At 73.7% G+C, this 20,331-nt stretch carries 17 protein-coding genes; 6 read left to right on the forward strand and 11 right to left on the reverse strand.

The genetic code is table 11. The features are described 5' to 3' along the window. Positions 1 to 104 precede the first annotated feature (104 nt). The 7 genes from E7744_RS16065 to E7744_RS01860 all read right to left on the reverse strand — a co-directional run bounded on the left by E7744_RS16065 (position 105) and on the right by E7744_RS01860 (position 10,646). On the reverse strand, positions 105 to 1,331 hold the full coding sequence (locus tag E7744_RS16065) for a carboxylesterase family protein (protein ID WP_256376030.1): 1,227 nt from the start codon (positions 1,329 to 1,331) through the stop codon (positions 105 to 107). Positions 1,332 to 1,521: 190 nt separating this feature from the next. After that, entirely contained in the window at positions 1,522 to 3,522 is a 2,001-nt protein-coding gene (locus tag E7744_RS01835) for an NAD(P)/FAD-dependent oxidoreductase (RefSeq protein WP_137772648.1), read from the reverse strand. Positions 3,523 to 3,574: 52 nt separating this feature from the next. Then, positions 3,575 to 5,248, reverse strand: coding sequence for an FAD-dependent monooxygenase (locus tag E7744_RS01840; protein ID WP_168199721.1), 1,674 nt, complete (start codon positions 5,246 to 5,248; stop codon positions 3,575 to 3,577). Between the two features lie 105 nt (positions 5,249 to 5,353). Then, on the reverse strand, positions 5,354 to 6,406 hold the full coding sequence (locus E7744_RS01845) for an MBL fold metallo-hydrolase (protein WP_210417140.1): 1,053 nt from the start codon (positions 6,404 to 6,406) through the stop codon (positions 5,354 to 5,356). 137 nt (positions 6,407 to 6,543) lie between these two features. Next, positions 6,544 to 7,656, reverse strand: coding sequence for an ABC transporter substrate-binding protein (locus tag E7744_RS01850; protein WP_137772651.1), 1,113 nt, complete (start codon positions 7,654 to 7,656; stop codon positions 6,544 to 6,546). 72 nt (positions 7,657 to 7,728) lie between these two features. Further along, positions 7,729 to 8,874, reverse strand: coding sequence for an ABC transporter ATP-binding protein (locus tag E7744_RS01855; protein ID WP_137772652.1), 1,146 nt, complete (start codon positions 8,872 to 8,874; stop codon positions 7,729 to 7,731). A gap of 8 nt (positions 8,875 to 8,882) precedes the next feature. Continuing rightward, positions 8,883 to 10,646, reverse strand: a complete 1,764-nt coding sequence (locus E7744_RS01860; RefSeq protein ID WP_137772653.1) for an iron ABC transporter permease — start codon at positions 10,644 to 10,646, stop codon at positions 8,883 to 8,885. A gap of 315 nt (positions 10,647 to 10,961) precedes the next feature. Between E7744_RS01860 and E7744_RS01865 the strand changes: the two genes are divergently transcribed. Continuing rightward, positions 10,962 to 12,209, forward strand: a complete 1,248-nt coding sequence (locus tag E7744_RS01865) for a flavin reductase family protein (RefSeq protein ID WP_137772654.1) — start codon at positions 10,962 to 10,964, stop codon at positions 12,207 to 12,209. 266 nt (positions 12,210 to 12,475) lie between these two features. Continuing rightward, positions 12,476 to 14,602, forward strand: a complete 2,127-nt coding sequence (locus E7744_RS16455; protein WP_137772655.1) for an acyltransferase family protein — start codon at positions 12,476 to 12,478, stop codon at positions 14,600 to 14,602. 114 nt (positions 14,603 to 14,716) lie between these two features. Here E7744_RS16455 and E7744_RS01875 read toward each other — a convergent pair whose 3' ends face one another. Next, positions 14,717 to 15,151: a GerMN domain-containing protein gene (locus tag E7744_RS01875; RefSeq protein ID WP_137772656.1), complete on the reverse strand. Its 435-nt coding sequence runs from the start codon at positions 15,149 to 15,151 to the stop codon at positions 14,717 to 14,719. Here E7744_RS01875 and E7744_RS01880 point away from each other — a divergent pair. Both E7744_RS01880 and E7744_RS01885 read left to right on the forward strand, forming a co-directional pair. Continuing rightward, positions 15,126 to 15,539, forward strand: coding sequence for a hypothetical protein (locus E7744_RS01880; RefSeq protein ID WP_137772657.1), 414 nt, complete (start codon positions 15,126 to 15,128; stop codon positions 15,537 to 15,539). The genes E7744_RS01875 and E7744_RS01880 overlap by 26 nt on opposite strands. 75 nt (positions 15,540 to 15,614) lie before the next feature. Beyond that, entirely contained in the window at positions 15,615 to 16,202 is a 588-nt protein-coding gene (locus E7744_RS01885; protein WP_137772658.1) for a DedA family protein, read from the forward strand. Here E7744_RS01885 and ald read toward each other — a convergent pair. Beyond that, positions 16,169 to 17,308 carry an alanine dehydrogenase gene (gene ald / locus E7744_RS01890; protein ID WP_137772659.1) on the reverse strand — a complete coding sequence of 380 codons (1,140 nt, stop codon included), beginning with the start codon at positions 17,306 to 17,308 and terminating at the stop codon, positions 16,169 to 16,171. The genes E7744_RS01885 and ald overlap by 34 nt on opposite strands. Before the next feature lie 78 nt (positions 17,309 to 17,386). Between ald and E7744_RS01895 the strand changes: the two genes are divergently transcribed. Both E7744_RS01895 and E7744_RS01900 read left to right on the forward strand, forming a co-directional pair. After that, positions 17,387 to 17,887, forward strand: a complete 501-nt coding sequence (locus tag E7744_RS01895; RefSeq protein WP_137772660.1) for a DUF456 domain-containing protein — start codon at positions 17,387 to 17,389, stop codon at positions 17,885 to 17,887. A 99-nt stretch (positions 17,888 to 17,986) separates the two neighbouring features. After that, a complete protein-coding gene (locus E7744_RS01900) occupies positions 17,987 to 18,448 on the forward strand; it encodes a hypothetical protein (protein ID WP_137772661.1) in 462 nt (153 codons plus the stop codon). A gap of 175 nt (positions 18,449 to 18,623) precedes the next feature. Here the strand turns inward: E7744_RS01900 and E7744_RS01905 are convergent, their stop codons facing one another. Next, complete coding sequence (locus E7744_RS01905) at positions 18,624 to 19,967, reverse strand: sodium:proton antiporter (protein WP_137772662.1); 1,344 nt, start codon at positions 19,965 to 19,967, stop codon at positions 18,624 to 18,626. Positions 19,968 to 20,193: 226 nt separating this feature from the next. Further along, on the reverse strand, positions 20,194 to 20,322 hold the full coding sequence (locus E7744_RS15915) for a putative transporter small subunit (RefSeq protein WP_210417141.1): 129 nt from the start codon (positions 20,320 to 20,322) through the stop codon (positions 20,194 to 20,196). Between the last annotated feature and the right edge of the window lie 9 nt (positions 20,323 to 20,331).

The raw sequence follows: 20,331 nt of genomic DNA on the forward strand, positions 1-20,331 counted from the left end.
GAGGGGCGGGGCCGTGACGGCCCCGCCCCTCTCGTGTCTCGTGGTGGCGCCGCCTCCCCCTGGACGCGGATCGGTCGCCGGACGATGCCCCGGCGGGTGCCGGCTCAGCGCCGGGGGACCAGGCCCAGCTCCCCGGGCACCCGCACCTGCGGCGTGCCCCCGGCGAACTCCAGGCGCCGCGGGTCCTCGGGCGTGAAGGGCGGCAGCGGCTCGCCCCCGGCCCGGGGCCGGCCGTCGCGCACGAAGCCCAGGAACCACTCCTGCAGCCCGGCGGCCGTGGCCGCGAAGACCTCGGGGTCCAGGCCCTCGAGGAGGGGGGCGTCCGCCCACGCCTCCCGGTCCCCGAACAGGAAGGGCAGCGGCATGCAGTGCGGGCTGCCGGCACCCGGCAGCGGACTCTGGACCGAGAACCCGCCCAGGTGGACCACCCGCTCGGCCCGGGTGGCGGCCGCGGCCAGCTCGAGGTGGGCCAGGCGGAACTGGTGCAGCGTCATCGCCTCGGCCATCCGGTCCTTGCCGGAGCCGCCGGGGTGCTTGCGGTCGATCCACGCGGCCGCTGCCTCCGGGTCCGCGAAGCGGTGCCGCAGGAAACCCTCCACCGCCTCGGGCGGGAAGGCGGCCTCCGGCGCGGGGCGCAGGAAGGCGGTGGCCTCCTCCGAGGTGGACAGCAGCAGCACCGCGTCCACGTGCAGCCGCGGGGCCGTGGCGGCGTAGTCGTGCAGGTCCTCCGGGACGGGACCGCCGGCGGCCGGCATCAGCGCCATGCCGCGTCCGGCGTAGGCCCGGGACAGGTCGGCCTGGGCGCCGAGCACGGCGTCCAGGGGCGCGCGCTCCAGCCCGCCGGCGTCGGCCAGTGCCGCGGTGACCACCGCCCACCGGTCCCGGAGGGCCTCCGGGGCCAGGGGCGGCTCCCAGGGCAGGCTGACCAGCGCGAGCCGGCGGAACAACCCGGTGGTCTCCTCGGCGGCGGCCAGGGCGTAGGCGTACCAGGCGCCGGCGGAGTCCCCGGCGAGCGTGACGTTGTCCGGGTCCCCGCCGAGGTCGGTGATCTCGTCGTGGACCCAGCGCAGGGCGGCCAGCAGGTCCCGCAGGGGACGCTGGGACTCGTGCGCGGTGCCCCGCGGGCCGAGGTGCCCCAGGGCCCCGATCCGGTAGTTCACGGTGACCAGGACGCACCGCCCGTCGCGCACCAGGGCGGGGGAGGTGAACCAGCGGGCGTTGCCCGTGCCGGAGAGGAACCCGCCGCCCGGGACGAACACGACCACGGGCAGCCCGCGGGCGCCGTCGGGGGCCTGGACGCGCAGCTGGAAGGCGGTCTCGGACTGCTCCAGCTCACCGTTGGCCCGCCCAGCAGCGCGTCGAGCGCCCCGGGCACCTGGGGGAAGGCCAGTGCCGGCTCGCCCGCGGGCGCCTGCGCCCGGCGGACCGGGACCGGCTCGGAGAACCGGTCGGCCGGGTCCGCGGGCCGCGCGTAGCGGAAGACGGCGTCCAGGCCGGTCCGGGGGCCGGTCCCGGAACCGGTCACGGCAGGAACTCGTAGTCGTCCGCCACCACGTGCCGGGTGATGCCCCAGTACTCGGTGGTCTGGAACGGCCAGACCTGGGAGACGCGGCCGAAGCGGTTCTGGTACCAGGTCCTCACGTAGGGCTGTCCCCAGGTCATGCGGGAGTTCTCCGCGTCCACCCAGGAGACGTGGCGGTCCAGGGCCTCCTGCCTCAGGTCCAGCGCCCGGGCACCGCGCTCGAGCACTTGGTGGATGGCCTCCACGGTGTACTCCGCGGCCCGCTCGATCATGAAGTGCAGGCCGCCGGCCACCACGCCGCCCGTGTTCGGGCCCATGAGCATGAAGAAGTTCGGGAAGTTCGGCACCGTGATGCCGGCGAAGGCCTTGGCGTCCCCGCCCCAGTAGTCGTGGATCTCCAGCCCGCCGCGGCCGACCACCTCGATCGGGTCGAGGTAGTCCGAGGGGCGGAACCCGGTGGCATAGATGACCACGTCCACGTCCAGCTCCCGACCGTCCCCGGTGACCAGCCCGTGCGGGGTGAAGGACTCCAGGCCCGCGGAGATCACCTCGGTCCGGGGGGACTTCAGGGCGGCGGCCCACACGCCGTTGTCCCGCAGCATGCGCTTGGCCGAGGGCGGGTAGTGGGGGATGGCCTTCTGCAGCAGGTCCGGCCGGCCCTCGTACTGCTCCTCCATGCGCCGGATGATGGCCTGGCGGAACTCCTCGTTGGCCCGCGAGACGCTGTGCGGGGCGCCCTCCCAGCCCTCCTCGGCGGTGGCGATGTGGATGCGGCCCTCGATGCCCCCGGCGGTCACCCAGAGGCGGAACAGCTGTCCGTAGCAGGGGACCCTGGCATGCAGCCAGTCCGCGGTCTCGGACATCGGCTCGTGGTACGTCGGCGCCGGCAGCATCCACGGGGCGCTGCGCTGGAACAGGTAGAGCTGCTCGACGTCGTCGACGATCGCCGGGACGATCTGGTAGGCGCTCGCGCCCGTGCCGATGACCGCCACGCGCTTGCCGCGCAGGTCCACCCCGTGGTCCCACTCCTGGGAGTGCATCTGGGCGCCGCGGAAGGTGTCCTGGCCCGGCCACTCGGGGACGTGCGGGTGGTCAAGCTGGCCCACGCCGGTCATGATCGCGTTGTAGCGGCGGGTGCGCTCCTCGCCGTCCCGGGTGCGCGTGGTGGCCAGCCAGGTGGCGGTCTCCTCGTCCCACACGGCGCGGACCAGGGAGGTCTCGAGCTCGATCTGTTCCGTGAAACCGGCCTTCTCGGCCACGGTCTCCAGGTACTCGAGGACCTCGTGGCCCTGGGCGAACTGGTGCGGCCAGTCCACGCGCTGGGCGAAGGAGAAGCTGTAGCCGTAGGTGGGGGTGTCCAGGCGCACGCCCGGGTAGTGGTTCTTCCACCAGGTGCCGCCCACCCGGTGGGAGGCCTCGATCCAGCTGTAGGGCAGCCCGGCCTCCTGGAGGCGGTAGGCGGCGGCGATCCCGGAGATCCCGGCGCCCACGATCAGCGTCTCGAAGCCCTCCGCGCCCTCCTGGCGGTAGTCCTCGTAGTGCCAGTCCGGGGACCCGTTGCGGTCCGGGGCCAGGGTGAACTCGTGCTTCATCTGGCCCATCCAGTTCGGGTCGCGCGTCGCGCGGCCGCCGGTGAACCAGTCCAGGACGGCCTCGGCCTGCTCGGTGGTGAGGGGCTGGACCGTGCGGACCCCCTCGTCGCGCAGGCGGCGCAGGCCCTGGAAGGCCAGCTCCTGGGCCCGGGCGGTCTGCTCGGCGCCCAGCCCGCCATGGGGGGTCAGCGTGGTGCCCATGGGCGGCAGCGGCGGGGAGAGCTCGGCCTCCAGCAGGGAGGTGTCCCGCAGGGCGGCGGCGACGGCCGCCAGCAGGACCGGCGCCTCGGCACCGGCCACCATGCGGCGCAGCGTCTCGTCGTCCTCGGTGATGGGCGCGTACTCGTCGACCCAGTACAGGTCGCCGTTCGTCGGCTGGGCGTCCAGCGGGGTGCTGATGGCGGTCATGGGTCCTCCTGGGATGGCGGGGGCGTGGCCCCGGGGATGGCGGGTGGGGCGGTCAGGCGATCGGCTGGCGGGCCCGGCGGACGCGGTCGTCCAGGTGGGTCCGCAGCTGCCGCACCACGTGGTCCTGCTCGCCCGGGGTGAAGACGGCGGCCACGTACCGGTCCGGGCGGACCACCACGTACACCGGCGTGCCGGGCAGCCCGGCGGTGAGGGTCTCGTGCTCCTCCCGCACGTGCTCGACGCCGGCCGCGGCCCCGGAACCGGCACCCGGGCCCGCCGGGGTGCCGGGGCCGTCCAGCCGCACCAGGGTGGCTCCGAGGGCGGTGAAGTAGGGGTCGAGGTCCCCGGGATCCGACGCCAGGCCGATCACGGCCCAGCCGCTGCCCAGGACGGCGTCCAGCCCGGTGGCCTTGCCGGACGTCCTACCGGCGGTGTCCCCGGGTTGCGCCGCGGCGGCCGGGACGACCCGCGGCTGGCTCACGGCGGAGCCCACCGTGACGCCCGGCAACGCCGGCGTCCGCGGACCGGGGGCGACGGCGAGCCCGTCCGAGTAGTCCGGCGGGGTGACGAAGCGCATGCCGGCCAGGTAGGAGTGCACCGGCGGGGCCTGGCGCAGCACCTGCACGGTGGCGTCGCGCAGGCGGGTGGCCAGGGGGTGCGTGGCCATGACCACTGCGCCGATCCGGCGCGAGAGCATCATCATCTTCGCCCCGTGCGCTCGGCGCTCGGTCTCGTAGGTGTCCAGCAGCCGGTCCGTGGCCCCGCCGCGGACGGCCTCGATGAGCTTCCACGCGATGTTGGCGGCGTCCCGGATGCCGGCGTTGAGGCCCTGTCCGGCGAACGGGGGCATCAGGTGGGCGGCGTCCCCGGCCAGGAAGGCCCGGCCGGACCGGTAGGAGCGGGCCACGCGCTGGTGGGCCACGTACACCGCCGCGCGGCGGACGTCGGCCGGGTCCAGGTCCGCGCGGAACGGGCGCATCAGCTCCCGGATCATGTCCGGGGAGGTCATCTCGTCCGCGTCCTCGTGGTCGAAGAGCATGAACTCCAGGCGCAACCGGCCCTTGATGCCGGGAACCAGGACGTAGGGGCGCTCGCCGTCGCAGTGGAACTCGGCGAAGGGATCGCGCGGGGTGGTCTCGTTGAGCAGGTCGATGACGATCCACCGCTGGGGCTGGGTGGTGCCGACCAGGTCGATGCCGAGGGCGGAGCGGGTGAAGCTGCGCCCGCCGTCGGCGCCGATGAGCCAGTCCGCCGCCAGGATGCGCCGGCCCTCGGGGGTCTCCACCGCCAGGGCCACGCCCTGGGCGTCCTGGGACAGCTCGACGGCCTCGGTGCCGAGCAGGACCTCGAGCCCGGGGTGGGCCAGGGCGCGGTCGAAGAGCAGTTGCTCCAGGATCGGCTGGTCGAACTGGGTCTTGGCGGGGTGGCCCAGCCGGGAGGGCACGGGGCGTGCCTCGGCCAGCAGGCGCTCGCCGAGGCCGAAGTAGCGGCTGCCGGTGTCCAGGAGGGATTCGGCCTTGAGGGCGTCGGCGATCCCGAGCTGGTCGAACACCCGGAAGGACTCGTCCTGCAGGCTGATGGCGCGGGGGAGGTCGCCGGGGGCGGTGGCCTTCTCCACGACGGTGGTCCGCACGCCGGCATCCGCCAGCAGCAGGGCGGCGGTCAGGCCGACCGGCCCGCCGCCGACCACGATGACCTCGCGTTCGGAGTGCTGTCCGTTGCTCACTGTCGTCTCCTCGCTCTCGGCCCGCGCCGGTGGGGGCCGGATGCCGGTGCATGGCGCCACCGGCAGTCCGCAGCGGCGCAAAAGTAATGCATATCACTCTGGTCATCACACTAACGGTGGTGTGATGCATAGGTCAACAGAGAATATATTCTTTGCGCCGTGGGGGCCGACGGTGATCGACTCCCCGTCGGCCGGGACCCGCAGGGTGCCGGAGAAGGTCGTGGCGGCCCGCTGCCAGCACTGCTCCGGGGCGTCGGAGGGGACCAGGTGGTGCAGTGCCAATATGCCCACCCCGGCGGCCTCGGCGATGCGTCCGGCGTCCTCGGGCGTGGTGTGTGCCCTGCGGTGGTGGCCCATGCTGGCGTCCAGGTCCTGCGGGGAGGGCCGGTGGTAGCTGGTTGCCACCGAGTCGAGGTCGATCGCCTCGTGCAGCAGCAGGTCACACCCGCTGGCCAGCCGGACCAGGTTCGCGCTCGGCGCGGTGTCCCCCGAGACGGTGACGGATCCGTGGACAGAGTCGATGCGGAACGCGAAGGCCGGGGCCACGGGCTGGTGCTGGACCAGCGTGGCGGTGACCCGCACCCGGTCGTCGCTGAAGACCTCCCAGGGGTCCACGTCCGGGTGGTTGGCGTCGTCGGGGTGGAAGCCGGCCGCTGCCGGGATGGCGATGTCCTCGCCGCGGAACACCCGGGAGAGGTCCGGCGCCCGGGAATCCCGGCGCCGGTCGTTCAGGTCGGTGGCGTGCGCCCGCAGCAGCAGTTCGACGAGGTCGGCGGTGCCCGGGGTCGGTGCGTCCGGGAAGACGGGGTCGGGTGCGGCCCCGGGGTGTCCGTGGGCCGGCGGCAGGACACCGCGGCGGCCGGGACCCAGGACGGGGACGGTCCGGTCCGGGTGTCCGCGCAGGCCCAGCCCGCCCAGGACCATGAGCGAGTTGAGGTCGATGGTGTGGTCCGAGTGGTGGTGGGTGATGAAGACGCCGGCGAGGTCGGCCACGCGCAGTCCGGCCTCCGCCATCCGGTGGGCGGCGCCGTGGCCGCAGTCCACCAGGTAGACCGCGGAGTCCACCACGACGGCCGTGGCGATGCCGCTGCGGTGCCGCGGGTCCCGGCCGCGCCGCAGCAGCGGTCCACCCGCCGTGCCCAGGGTGATCACGCGCATCCCGCCTCCGTCGGGTGCTGCCTGTTGTTCCATGTCCGTCCGTCCGTGGCAGGGCCCGCCGGGAGGCGGGCGAGGGCGTGGCCGTGGGGGGCCACCGGCGTGCCGGCGGCCCCCACGGGTGGTCGATCGCGGTGGCGTCAGCCGAAGATGCCCGCGATGACCTGCTGGCTGGTCCGCTGCCGCTCCGCGACGTCGGCCAGGTCCGGACGGGGCAGCATCGGCACGTCGGCCGGGCTCTCGAAGGCCAGGTCGAGGCCCTCGGCGTTGGCCACCGGGCCGTGGCCCGCCTCCGCCTTGGCCTCGTTGGCCTCCGGCGTGTTCAGCCAGGTGGTGAACAGCTCGGCGGCCCGGGCGTTCTCCGCCCCGTCGACGACACCGGCGTACCAGTAGGTGGCCCAGTTGCCGCCCTCGACGGGATAGGCGATCTCCACCGGGGCGCCGTCGCCGGCCAGGGTGAGGTAGTTGCCCATGGCGCCCATGATGCAGACGTAGGACCGGCCCTGCACCACCGAGTTGTGGCACTCGGCGGTGTTGGAGGAGATGACGACCTCCTGGCCGGCCAGCTGCTCCAGGTAGTCCTGGCCGAGCGAGTCGTCGTTCAGGACCAGGTCACCCCACTGCATCCCGCCACCGTCCGTGGCCGGGTCCGTCATGGCGATCTTGCCCTTGAGGGCCGGATCGAGCAGGTCCTGCCAGCTCGCCGGCACCACGCCCACGTCCTGGCGGGTGTCGTACACGAAGCCGCGCGGCGAGGCGGAGACCGCGGTCAGGGTCCCCTCCTCGAGGGAGAACTGCGGATCGCTGGTGAGGTCCTCCGCGTTGAAGGGGCGGAACTCCGAGAAGTGGTCCCGGTCCGCCAGGGCCACGGCGCCGGCATCGCCGGTGATCACGGCGTCGGCGATCCGCTGACCGGAGGCCTGCTCCTGGGAGACCTTGGTGTCCAGCTCGGCGCCGACGATCTGCAGGGGCTCGACGGTGATCTCCGGGAAGCGCTCGTGGAACGCCTCGAACACGGCGGGCCAGGTCGCGGTGAGGGGCGTGTAGACGTTCACCGTGGTCTGGCCGTCCTCCACGGCCTCGGCGTAGAGCTCCTCGAAGGTGGCCTGGGCGTCGGCGCCACCGAGCGCCGCCGCGGTCTCGACGCCCTCGCGCTCGCCGAGGCCCTCGGCGGCCGGTGCGTCCCCGCCGCAGGCGGTCAGGGCCAGCAGGGACGCCAGTCCCAGGGTGGTCAGGAGGGTACGTGCTTTCATGGTGGACCTTTCAGTGGGTTCCGGGGGGAGGGAAGGAGGGAGGGGATGGGTGGGGGTCACCGGCCGTGCCGCTCAGGCGCCGGCCGCCTGGGGAGCCTGCGACGCCTGGAACGGCAGGCAGGCGAGGGACTCCGGCGGGATGGCGGCGGCGACGCTGTCCCCGCGGACGGGGGAGCCGTGCGGCCAGATATTGGCGACCTCGGCGGTGCGCAGCGAGACGGCGAAGCGCTGCGGGCCCACCTGCAGGTCGTAGACGTACTCCTCGCCGAGGTAGACGATGTCCGTGACGGTGCCGGTGAACCGGTTCGGCATGGCCTCGGCCGGCTCGCCCATGATGACCGAGGCCGAGCGCATGGCCACCTCCACGGTGTCGCCCGGGCAGAGGCCCTTGCGGGCCGGGCAGTCCAGGCGCAGGTCCGTGTCGTCCAGCCGGATCGTCACGCCGTGGTCGTCGGTGGTGATGACGGTGCCGCGCAGGAAGTTGTCGTACCCCACGAAGTCGGCCACGAAGTGGGACACCGGGTGCCAGTAGATCTCGCGCGGGGTGCCGACCTGCTCGATCCGCCCCTTGTCCAGCAGCACGATCCGGGTGGACAGGGAGACCGCCTCCTCCTGGTCGTGGGTGACGTAGAGGGAGGTCGTGCCCACGCGGCGGTGCATGTCCCGCAGTTCGGTGCGCATGTCCTGGCGCAGGCGTGCGTCCAGGTTGGACAGCGGCTCGTCGAACAGCAGCAGGCGGGGCTCGGCGACCAGGGCGCGGGCCAGGGCGACGCGCTGCTGCTGCCCGCCGGACAGGTCCGTGGCCATCCTCGAGGCGTACTCGTCGAGGCCGACCAGCTCGAGCACCTCGCTGACCCGGCGGGCCCGTTCGGGCACGCTCACCTTGCGCATCCGCAGCGGATAACCCACGTTGGCGGCCACGGACATGTGCGGCCACAGGGCGTAGCTCTGGAAGACCATGCCGATGTCCCGCCGGTTCGGCGGCACGTGGGTCCGCTCGGCGGGGGCGTCCACGACCTGGTCGCCGATCGACACGCGGCCACCCGTGGGGCGCTCCAGCCCGGCCACGCACCGTAGCGTGGTGGTCTTGCCGCACCCGGAAGGCCCGAGCAGGGTGAGGAACTCGCCCTCCTCGATCTCCAGGTCCAGGGACGGGACGGCCGGGGCCGCCTTGGGGGAATACCGCTTCTCCAGGGACTCGATGCTGACTCTTGCCATGGGACTTCCTATCGGGTGCCGGCCGCGCTGAACGCGCGGGCGTCGTCGGGGGTATGGGGGGCGGGAGGGGAGGTGGTCTCCGGACGGGTCGGGGCCGCCTCCGCCTGCAGGGCCTCCACGAGGGCGCCGCGGGCCCGGGTCCTGCGCTCGGCGCGCCGGCGCAGCAGACGGCCGAGGCCCATCAGGACGGCCCCGCCCAGGGCCAGCAGTGCCAGCAGCACCAGGAGCAGGGCGGCCGCCCGGGAACCGTTGCCCAATTGGGTGTAGTAGTTGTAGACGAGCAGCGAGACCGTCTCGGTCTTCGTGCTGGACAGCAGGATGGGGATGTCCAGGCTGCCGGCGGCCATCACGCCGGTGATGAACCAGGAGGCCAGGAAGGTGGGGCCCACCAGGGGCACCACGATGGTGGTCACCATCCGGGGGGCGGAGGCACCGCTGACGCGCGCGGACTCCTCCAGCTCCACGCCGAGCTGGCCGACGGGGCCGCTGGTGGCGCGCTGCGCGATGGGGGTGACCACGATGACCAGGGCGATCAGCACGATCCAGATCGAGCCGTAGAGGTCCCGCAGGCCGGGCACGCTCAGGTAGGCCCAGGTGATGGCCAGGGCCAGCACGATCCCGGGAACCGCGACCACCGCCCACACGATCAGCTCGGGGAGCCTGGCCAGCCGGGTCCTGCTGCGCAACGCCACGTAGCTGATGACCAGGGCCAGGGCGGTGGCGAGGAAGCCGGCGAGGATGCCCACGAAGAAGGTGTTCTGCAGTGCCCGGAGCACGTCGGGTGTGGAGAACAGGTCCAGGTAGTGCTCGAGGGTGAAGCCGGTGACGCCGAGGATCGGCTGGAAGGACCCGATCACCAGCTGGACGAGGGGCAGCACCAGGGCGATCGCGGTGTAGAGGACGAACAGGCCCAGCCCCAGCCACCTCCAGGCGCCGATGTCCTCCTTCTCCAGGCGGTACGCCTTGCCGGTGACGGTGATGAAGTTCCGGTTGCCCAGGACCCTGGCGCGGACCGTGACCAGCAGGTAGATGATGGCGATCAAGAGCAGGGCCAGGGCGCTCGCGGAGTCGTAGCGGATCGGGGTGGTGGCCAGGAAGTCGTAGATCTGGGTGGGGAAGACGTAGATCCCGGCGGGCACGCCCAGGATGAGGGCCACGTCCAGCTGGCCCAGGGAGTTGACGAAGCCGAGGATCGCCAGCCCGGACAGGGTGGGCAGCAGGATGGGCACGTTGATGTCCAGGAACAGCCGCAGCCGGTTGGCACCGGAGAGGAGGGCGGCCTCCTCCATGGAGCGGTTGAGCGCCCGCACCGGCCCCATGAGCAGCAGGTACATCACGGCCACGCCCTTCAGGCCGCTGATCAGGATCAGGCCGGCCCAGGAGTAGGCGTCGAACCGGGCCGAGCCGTCCGCGTCCGTGCCCAGCACGGAGGTGAGCAGGCCGGTCGGGCTGGTGAGCATGCCCCAGCTGATCGCGAAGAACAGCGTGGGGATGGCGAAGATCGTCACCATGGTGATCGTGATGAGCCGCGCGCCGGGCACGTTGGTGCGCGTGGCGAACCAGGCGAAGGCGAAGCCGCCGATGATGCCGATGGCCTGGACCCCGACGGCGTAGACCACCGAGGCCCACAGGGTCTCCCAGGTGGCGGGGTCCCCGTAGGCGTCGACGAATCCGGAGAGGCCGAGGTCGCCGCTGGTCCCCGGCTGGCCGCTGCGGAAGGCCCCGTAGAGCAGCATCAGCAGCGGGTAGCCGAAGAAGGCGGCGATGGACAACAGGAAGACGAGAAGGGCAGGGCTGGCTGACCTGAGACGGTTCACGATGGCTTCTCCAGGGGACTCGGGCACTGCCGGCGGTGGCATCGCCGTGGCGAGGGGAACTGAGAATCCATACTGAGTGTGATCTCAGACACTGTCAACGATTCTGCATAATTTGTCGCGAAAGTATTCCTGTAGTCCAGCCTCCGAACCCGCGGTTCAGAATTCTCGGGGCCAGGTCTGGCGTGATCGACGTCACGAATATATTCTGTATTGCACAGTACAAAATGTTGACCGGGCTAGCCGGTGACAACCAGCCTCAAGGAGGACTCCATGAGCGACACCACTCTCGACACCCCGACCACCTTCGACCCCCGGGCGTTCCGTGACGTCCTGGGCCACTACCCCACGGGCGTGGTCGTGGTGACGGCCATGGTCGACGCCGCTCCGGTGGGCATGGTCGTCGGCACCTTCAGCTCGGTCTCGCTGGAGCCCCCGCTGGTCTCCTTCATGCCGATGACGAGCTCGTCGTCCTACGCCAAGCTGCGCGCGGCGGACCGGGTGTGCATCAGCGTCTTCGCGCACGACCAGCTCCAGGCCTGCCGCACGCTGGCCTCCAAGGACCCGGAGAAGTTCGACAAGGTCGAGTGGACCCCCTCGGCGGCCGGGGCCCCGATGATCGCCGACGCCGTCGCCCACATCCACGGCCGGATCGAGCGCGAGGTCGAGGCCGGGGACCACTACATCACCCTCGTCGCCGTGGACGATGTCGCGGTGAACCGACCGGTGACGCCCCTGCTGTTCTTCCAGGGTGGCTACGGCGGCTTCTCCACCACCGGGCTCGCGGCCCACGTCGACGAGTCGCTGATCTCGGCCGTCCGGGTCGCGGAGGCGGCCCGCCCGCAACTGGACCGGCTCGCCCGTCGCTTCGGCTGCTCGGCCGCGGCCCTCGTGCAGGTCAGCGCCGTGGACCAGACCATCGGCGCCACCTCGTACGGGGGTGACAGCGACGCCGACGAGCGCATCGGGGTGCGCGTCCCGCTCATCCCGCCGCTCGGCGAGGCCGCGGTGGCGTGGAGCGCCGAGCAGGTGGACCGGTGGGTCTCGCGCATCTTCCCGCAGGATGAGCAGGTTATCGCCCGCTACCGCGAGGCGGCGGAGCGGGTGCGGACCCAGGGCTACGCGATCTCGCGCGTGGACCACGACCCGGAGGGCTACGCGGCCCTGGGCGAGGCCCTCGGCGAGTACGCCCACGGGGAGCTGACCCCGGCCCGCGACCGCGCGGTGCGCGCCGCCATCGCGGGGGCCGGGCACTTCTTCGGCGGGTCCATCACCGACTCCGACTCCTCGATCGACCTGGCGAGCGTGGTGGTGCCGGTGTTCAGCCCGGACGCCGACGAGCCGCGCAACTCGGGACTGGTGCTGCGCCTGTGCCACCTGCCGGCGGGCGTGGACGCGCCCACCGTGCGGGAGTGGATCCACGCCCTGCAGGAGGCCGCGCGAGAGGTCGCCGAGACCCTGCGCACCACCGCCCGCAAGGACCATGCACGGTACGCCGCCTCCGGACTGCGCACGTCGTGAGCGGCCGGTCCCGGCGGCGTGCCGGGACCGGACGTCGGTCGGCCGGCGTCCAGCCCGCCGCGGGGGGTGACCGGACCCTGGGCCGCGGCACGGCCCGCCGGGGTGGCCCTGGACCACCCCGGCGCGGCCACCGCTGAGGCGCAGTCCTACCGGCCCTCCGGGCGTCGGGGCACCGGCCGATCACTTCCCTGACACGTCGGAGAAATCCCCGGCAGGGGCCGGGACGCGGCATAGAGTGCTTGACGATCCAGAGAGTCGGAGTATTCGTGTCACCTCGTTCCCCCGGGCACCCGCCCGTCAGCCGCTTCCGTTCGGACATCCAGGGGCTGCGCGCGCTGGCCGTGCTGCTCGTCCTGCTCTACCACGCCCACATCCCCCTCTTCACGGGCGGGTTCGTGGGTGTGGACATCTTCTTCGTGATCTCCGGATTCCTGATCACCGGCGGGCTGCTGCGCGGCATCCAGGACCACGGACGGGTCGACCTGCTCGACTTCTACGGCCGCCGGGCCCGGCGCATCCTCCCCGCGGCGCTGCTGGCCCTGGTGGGCGTGGTGGCGATGACGCTGGCGTTCCTGCCGCGCTCGCGCTGGGACGCCATCTTCACCGAGGCCACCGGCAGCGCGCTGTCCGTGGTGAACTGGATCTTCGCCCAGGCCTCCACCGACTACCTGCGCCAGGACGAGGCGGCGAGCCCTGTCCAGCACTTCTGGTCGCTGGCCGTGGAGGAGCAGTTCTACGTCTTCTGGCCCCTCCTGCTGCTCGGGGCGGTGCTGGCCGGCCGAAGGCTGACGGCGGCGCACCGGCGCCCGGCCGGCACCGGTCCCTCCTTCGCCGTCGTGTCCCGGCGGTTCATCGTGGGCGCCGCGGTGCTGCTGTTCGTCCTGTCCCTGGCGCATGCGGTCACCTACACCGCCGTGAACCCGGGGGCGGCCTACTTCGCGACGACCACGCGGACCTACGAACTGGCGATCGGCGCGCTGGTGGCCATCTTCGCGGACCAGCTGGCCCGGGTCCCGCGCCGCGCCGCCCTCGTCCTGGGCTGGGCGGGGCTGGCGGCCATGCTCATGGCCGGGCTGGGCTACGACTCCTCCACCGTGTTCCCGGGGGCCGCTGCGCTGCTGCCCACGCTGGGCGCGGCCGCCGTGATCGTGGCAGGCATGGACGGCCGCCAGCAGGAGGGGGTCGGCGCGCTGCTCTCCCTGCGTCCGGTCACGTGGGTGGGGGACATCTCCTACTCGCTCTACCTCTGGCACTGGCCGCTGATCGTGGTGGCCACCTACCTCTCCGACGGGCTGGGCTGGCGGACCGGCCTCGTGGCGATCGTGGTCTCCGTGCTGCCGGCGTGGCTGAGCTACCGGTTCGTGGAGAAGCCGTTCCAGGCGTGGCGCTGGGTCCGGCCGCCGGCCCGGGCGATCCGCGTCGGCCTGGCGGGCACCGCCGCCGTCGTGGTCGTGGCCGTCTCCCTGGACGTCTACAGCTCCCGGTCGGGCCCGACCGCCTGGGCCTCCCCGACGTACGACGCCTCGGTGCAGGAGGCCGCCACGGGCGCCGACGCCCCGCCGGTGGGCATGGAGCTGCTCGCCCAGGACCCCGCCGCGGCCCGGCCCCCGGCCCCGGGGGCGACCCTGGTCCCGGCCCTGGGGGACGTCAAGGACGACCTGCCCGAGAGCTACGGCGAGGGCTGCATCCAGGGGCGGCGGGACGTGGAGCCGGCGGCCTGCGTCTACGGGCCCGACGACGCCGAGGTGCGCATCGCCCTCGTGGGCGATTCCCACGCCGGGCACTGGATCCCGGCACTCACGCGGCTGGCGGCCGAGAACGACTGGCAGGTGCGCGCGTACGTCAAGACGTCCTGCCCGTTCACCGCCGGCACCGTCATGTACGACGAGGAGACCCCGTTCGTGGAGTGCTCCGACTGGAACGCGGCCACCCTGGACGAGATCAAGCGCCAGGACGTCGACCTGGTGCTGTCCTCGACGTCCAAGTACGACGCCCCGGCAGGGGAGACCGTCCCGGAGGGGATGGCGACGGCGTGGCGGGAGCTGGCGGACGCCGGCATCCCGCACGGCGTCCTGGTGGACCCCGCCTCGCCCCGGTTCAACGTGACCGAGTGCATGGAGGAGAACCCCGAGGACCTCGCCGCGTGCTCCTTCGCCGAGGACGAGGCCGAGTGGACCGGCTCGTTCAACCAGCGCGAGGCGCTGGAGGCGGTGCCCTCGTCCCGGGAGGTGGACCTGACGCCGTGGATCTGCCCGGAGGGCACCTGCCCGGCGACCATCGGCGGCGTGGTGGTCTGGCGCGACTCCAACCATCTCACGGCCACCTTCGCGGACTCCGCGGCGCCCGTGCTGGGCACCGTCCTGCGCGAGGAGGAGCTGGTCCCCGCGCCGTAGGGACGGCGCCGGCCTCCCGGACGATGCGATCCCCGCACTCCCGGAGGCCGGGAGTGCGGGGATCGCCAGGACGGGCCCCGTCGCGGGGCGTCGCGGTGCCCGGCCGGCACGGCATCAGCCCCGAGGGCTCAGGAACTCCTGGATCGGCGTGCCGTCGATCAGCACCCGGGCGGTGCCCACCCCGGCGTTGGCCGCTGCGGTGTGCTCGAGCTGGGCGATGATGCGCGGGTCGTCGCACGTGCCGCCGGAGACCGGCTGGCCGGTGAGCTCCACGGTGACCGTGTCCCCGGCGATCGAGACGTCCTGCACCTCGAGCGTGGACTGGTACAGGGCGTTCACGAAGCCGCCGGGCACGTCCCGGCCCGTGGCCAGCAGCAGGTCGATGCCGGCCTCGACGCGGTCCTCGTCCCCCACGGGGCCGGAGGAGTCGCCCACCGTCACCGTGTCCTCGAAGAGCAGGTCCCCGCACCCGGGGAACTCGACGCCCGGCCGGCCGGAGCCGTCCAGCGCGATCCAGTAGGCGGTGACCTCGTCGTCCGGGCTGTCCACGGGGGAGGGGCTGGCGGAGGGCGCCGCCGAGGACGGGGCGGCCGACGGCGAGGCGCTGGCCGAGGGGGAGGCGGGGGCGGTCGCGGACCGGCTCGCGGACGGCGAGGCGCTCGCCGACGGGGCGGCACTCCCCGAGGCCGATGCGGAGGCGGACGCCGACCCGGTGGCGTCGGCCGAGCCGCTCCCGCTGGGGCTGGCCGAGCCGCTCCCGCTGGGGCTGGCCGAGCCGCTCCCGCTGGGGCTGGCCGAGGCCTCGGCGGAACTGGCCGGGGCGGAGGACGGGGTCGGGCTCTCGGCGGGCTCGTCGGTCCCCTGCGTACAGGCCACGAGGCCCAGGGACAGGGCCGCGGCCAGGGAGGCGAGCGTGAGGAGCGGGCGGCTGGAGTGACGCGAGTGACTCATGGGGCGAGGATATCCCGGCGACGGCCACGGACGCGGCGAGCCGCGCCCCTAGACTCGGACCATGATGGACTGGATCTCCGCCCTGCCCCTGGGCTGGGCGATCCTCCTGTTCTGGGCCGGCGCCATCCTGCGCGCCACCACCACCTATGCCCTCGGCCGTGGGCTCGCCGCCGGCGCCCGGCACACCCGGCTGCGCCGCCGCCTGACGGGCCCGGCGTCCCTGCGGGCCACCCGGTTCGTGGACCGCTGGGGGCCGTGGGCCATCCCGCTGTGCTTCCTCACGGTCGGCCTGCAGACCGCCGTCATCGCCACCGCCGGGATCACCCGGATGCGCTGGGGGCGGTTCCTGCCGGCCATGCTCCTGGGTGCGCTGCTGTGGGGCATCCTCTACGGCACCGTGGGCATGGCCGTCGTCTGGGCCGCGCTCGCCGCCGCGGTCGGCAGCCCCTGGTTCGCGGCCGCGCTCGGGCTGGTCGGGGCCGGCGTCCTCGTCCTGTGGCGCACGGGCGTCCCGGCCCGGGTCCGCGCGGCGCGGCAGGGGCGCCGGTCCGGTGCCCGGGCACCGGTGCCCGACGGCGGCCGGCGCGCGCCGTCGTCGGGCCCGTCCCGTCCGGCTCAGCCGGACACGACCTCCGGCGCCGGGCGGTAGTCGGTCTCGGGGTCCAGGCCCAGCGGGCCCGCGACGGCGTCCAGCACGCCGCGGTGGGTGAGCACGCCGTCGTGGGCGTTGAGGCCCTCGGTGAAGCCCGGCTCCGCGGCCAGCGCCGCGCGCCAGCCGCGGTCGGCGATCCGCAGGACGTAGGGCAGGGTCGCATTGGTGAGCGCCGCCGTGGAGGTCTGGGGGACCGCCCCCGGGATGTTGGCCACGCAGTAGTAGAGCTGCTCGCCGACCCGGTACGTGGGGTCCTGGTGCGTGGTGGGCCGGGAGTTCTCGAAGCAGCCGCCCTGGTCGATCGCGATGTCCACGAGCACCGAGCCCGGACGCATGGAGGCCACCATCTCCTCGGTCACCAGCTTGGGGGCCGCCGCGCCGGGGATGAGCACCGAGCCGATGACGAGGTCGGCGTCCGCGACCGCCTCGGCGATGTGGAGCTGGGAGGAGGCCATGGTGCGCAGCCGGCCCTGGTGCACGGTGTCCAGCTGGGCCAGGCGGTCGAGGTTGATGTCCAGCACCGTCACGTCCGCCCCCAGCCCGGCGGCGATCACCGCGGCGGACTCCCCGGCCACGCCGGCCCCGATCACCGCGACGCGTCCCCGGCGCGTCCCCGGCACCCCGCCGAGGAGGATCCCGGACCCGCCCTGCGCCTCGGTGAGGTGGTACGCCCCGGCCGTCGGCGCGAGCCGCCCCGCCACCTGGCTCATGGGCGCCAGCAGGGGCAGCGCGCCGTTGCGCGTGACGGTCTCGTAGGCGATCGCGGTGGCCCCCGAGTCCATCACCGCGCGCGCCAGCCGGGGATCGGCGGCCAGGTGCAGGTAGGTGAACAGGACCTGCCCGCGGCGCATCCGCTCCAGCTCCGGGCCCACCGGCTCCTTGACCTTGAGCACGAGCACCGCCTGGTCCCACACCTCCTCGGCCGTCTCCACGATCCGGGCCCCGGCCTCCACGTATGCCTCGTCCGTGCTGCCGGAGCCCACGCCGGCCCCGGACTGGACGAGCACCTCGTGCCCGTGGTGGACGAGCTCCGTGACGCCGGCCGGGGTGAGGCCGACGCGGAACTCGGTGTTCTTGATCTCCGAGGGGACGCCGATGAGCATGCCCCGACGCTAGCCCCGCGCGGGGCGCCCGCGGGAGGTCCGGCCGCTCCGTGCCCTGTCGGCGCGCATACTGAGGGGGTGGACCTCCAGATCATCACGACCGTCGTCGCCGGCCTGCTGCTCACCGTCGCCGTGCTCGGCACGGTCTTCCCGATCCTGCCCGGCTCCATCCTGGCGATCATCACGCTCATCGCCTGGGCGTGGATCCTCGGCTCCCCGGCGGCGTGGACGGCCGCCGTGGTCGGCGTGGGGCTGGCCGTGGCCGGGATGAGCGCCTCCGCCGTGCTGACCGGCCGCACCATGCGCCGCGAGCGCATCCCGCACGGGCCCGTCCTGGTGGGCGTGGCCGGGGCCGTCGTCGGGATGTTCCTCATCCCCGTGGTCGGGCTGTTCGTGGGCTTCGCCGGCGGCCTGCTGGCCGCCGAGCTGGTCCGGCGCCGGGACGTGCGCGCGGCCGCCCGCTCCTCGTGGCAGGCGCTGAAGTCCATGGGCGCGGGGATCCTCGTGGAGTTCGCCTGCGCCGCCCTGGCGGCCTCGGCCTTCGCCCTCGGTGCCCTCGTGCACTTCCTCAACCGCTGAGCACCGCGCCCCGGGGCGCCGGCGCCGCGGGGCCGCACCGCTGACCACCTCGCCCACCGACCGCCCCGACCCGCAGACCACGCCACCCCGGAGGGAACCATGGGAACCTACGACATCCAGCTCGAGCAGACCGGCTCCGCCCCCGACTGGACCCTGCTCGTGCTGTGCGCCATCGCCGCCGTCCTGGGGCTGGTCGCCGCCGCGGTGGTGGTGCCGCAGTTCCTCGCCGCGGTGCGCGGGGAGCGGGCGGACGCGGGACGGACCGCGGCCGGGAACCGGGTGGGCCTGGCCATGGCCACCCTGCTCTCCGCGGTACTGGTGGTCGGCGGGATCATCGGCGTGGTGGTGTCCCTGACCGCCGAGGGGCTGTACCACGCCTCCGGCTTCGTGGAGGCGACGGGCACCGTGGACGGCCAGCGGTGGCTGAAGATCGCCGAGATGCCCTTCGCCGTGGCCTGGGAGGGCGGCGAACTGCAGGACGGCGACCGCGTCGGCGCCGCGTGCACGGAGGGCTCCGCCGTGCCCGGGCTCGACTGGACCTGCGCCCCGCCCGGGAACTGACCGCGGGCCGCCCGGTGCGCGGCCGCCGTCGGGCCGGGGGAACCCGGGGGCGACGCCCCGCCGTCGGGCCGGGGGCACCGGCCCCCATGATGACTTTGCGGGCAATACCCACCGGTCGGTAGTGCCCGCAAAGCATTGCTCGCAAGGCAGCGCCCGCACAGCGGCAGGGAGCGGGTCAGACGGCCGTGTTCGGCGCCTGTCCCGGGTCGCCGAAGCGCCGGGCCGCCTCGCGCTCGCGGTACCGGTCGAGCAGCGTCATGGCCGGTCCGGTGGTGACGCCGTGCACCACGATGGACAGGGCCACGACCAGGCCCACGATGGCCCACAGGTCGTCGCTCGTGGCGCCGAAGTCCCCCTCGCCGAGGGCGTAGGCGAGGTAGTACAGCGAGCCGATGCCGCGGATGCCGAAGAAGGCCGTGGCGGCGCGCTCCCGCGGGCCGGTCTTCCCCCCCGCGAGTCCGAGCCACCCGGCCAGGGGCCGCACCACGAGCAGCACGGCCAGGGCGACGGCCAGCTCGCGCCATCCGGCCTCCGCGAGCAGGCCGCGGGAGATGGCGCCGCCGAGCAGGACGAGGATGACCACCGTCAGCAGGCGCTCGAGCTGCTCGACGTAGCTGTGCAGCACCCGGTGGTAGCCGTGCGTCCGCTCGGCCGCGCGCACGGTCACGGCGCAGACGAACACCGCGACGAAACCGTAGCCCTCGACCGCCTCCGCGGCCCCGTAGGCCAGGAAGGTGGCCGCCAGCGCGACGAACCCCTCCGAGTGCTCGGCCAGCCGGTGGCGGCCGAACCGGGAGGAGAAGAACACCGCCGCCAGCAGCTTCCCGGTGCCCACCCCCAGCAGCACCCCGACGGCGATCCGCCACAGCACGTCCACGGCGAACCACTGCGGGAACCAGGCCGCGGGGGAGGTGCCGACCAGGCTGAGGGTGATGGCGAGGTAGACGAACGGGAAGGCCAGCCCGTCGTTGAGCCCGGCCTCGGAGGTCAGGCCGAAGCGCAGCTCGTCCTCCCGCTCGAGCGGCGAGCCCGGGCCGGATCCCTCGCCGTCCTCGCCGCCCTCGTCCTGTTCGTCGGCCGGCTCGCCGACCTGCACCTCGGAGGCCAGCACGGGATCGGTGGGGGCGAGGGCGGCCCCGACGAGGAGCGCTGCGGACAGGCCGAGGCCCAGCACCCACAGCCCCAGGAGCGTGAGCCCGAGGATGGACAGCGGCATGGCGATCCCCAGCAGCCGCCACGTGGTGGCCCACCGCCGCCAGCCCAGGGGACGGTCCAGCGCCAGGCCTGCGCCCATGAGGGAGATGATCACGCAGACCTCGGTCAGGTGGACCGCGACCTCGCGGTGGGCGATGGGGTCCGGGGTCGGGAGCTCGTCGATGAGCCCGAAGGCCAGCGCCCCGGCGGCGAGGAACACCATGGGCATCGAGACGGGGGCCCGGCGCAGCAGCCGCGGCAGGACCGCGGCGGCGAAGACGGCCGCGCCCGCCGCGACGAAGGCGACGCTGGGGGTCTCGAACATGGGCCGTCCCTTCCGGAGGGGACGAGGCTATCGTGCGGGGGCCGCCGCCGGGAACGCGGAGGCGGCCGTCGGGCGTGTGGAGGTGGCCGGAGGCGACGACGGCGGGGCGCCACCCACGGGAGGTGACGCCCCGCCGTCGGGCCGCGGAACCGCCCCTTGACGACTTTGCGGGCAGAACCGACCGGTCGGTTCTGCCCGCAAAGTGACGGGGGAGGGGGTGTCCGGGTCAGATGACCGGGCGGCCCTCCTTCTTCGCCTCGGAGACGTCGCGGAAGAACCCGCGCGCGATGAGGAACAGGATGACGGCCACGATCACGGGCCACATCAGTACGTACAGCGTCAGTGCGACGGTCATGGTGGTCCT

The sequence above is a fragment of the Citricoccus sp. SGAir0253 genome (assembly GCF_005877055.1).
Classification (GTDB): Bacteria; Actinomycetota; Actinomycetes; order Actinomycetales; family Micrococcaceae; genus Citricoccus.

Bases quoted from the DNA above. Each gene is read 5' to 3' on its own strand.
- E7744_RS01865 (WP_137772654.1), top strand. From the start codon at position 10,962: ATGAGCGACACCACTCTCGACACCCCGACCACCTTCGACCCCCGGGCG.
- E7744_RS01885 (WP_137772658.1), top strand. From the start codon at position 15,615: ATGATGGACTGGATCTCCGCCCTGCCCCTGGGCTGGGCGATCCTCCTG.
- E7744_RS01850 (WP_137772651.1), bottom strand. From the start codon at position 7,656: ATGAAAGCACGTACCCTCCTGACCACCCTGGGACTGGCGTCCCTGCTG.
- E7744_RS01905 (WP_137772662.1), bottom strand. From the start codon at position 19,967: ATGTTCGAGACCCCCAGCGTCGCCTTCGTCGCGGCGGGCGCGGCCGTC.
- E7744_RS01845 (WP_210417140.1), bottom strand. From the start codon at position 6,406: ATGCGCGTGATCACCCTGGGCACGGCGGGTGGACCGCTGCTGCGGCGC.
- E7744_RS01855 (WP_137772652.1), bottom strand. From the start codon at position 8,874: ATGGCAAGAGTCAGCATCGAGTCCCTGGAGAAGCGGTATTCCCCCAAG.
- ald (WP_137772659.1), bottom strand. From the start codon at position 17,308: ATGCTCATCGGCGTCCCCTCGGAGATCAAGAACACCGAGTTCCGCGTC.
- E7744_RS01900 (WP_137772661.1), top strand. From the start codon at position 17,987: ATGGGAACCTACGACATCCAGCTCGAGCAGACCGGCTCCGCCCCCGAC.
- E7744_RS01835 (WP_137772648.1), bottom strand. From the start codon at position 3,522: ATGACCGCCATCAGCACCCCGCTGGACGCCCAGCCGACGAACGGCGAC.
- E7744_RS15915 (WP_210417141.1), bottom strand. From the start codon at position 20,322: ATGACCGTCGCACTGACGCTGTACGTACTGATGTGGCCCGTGATCGTG.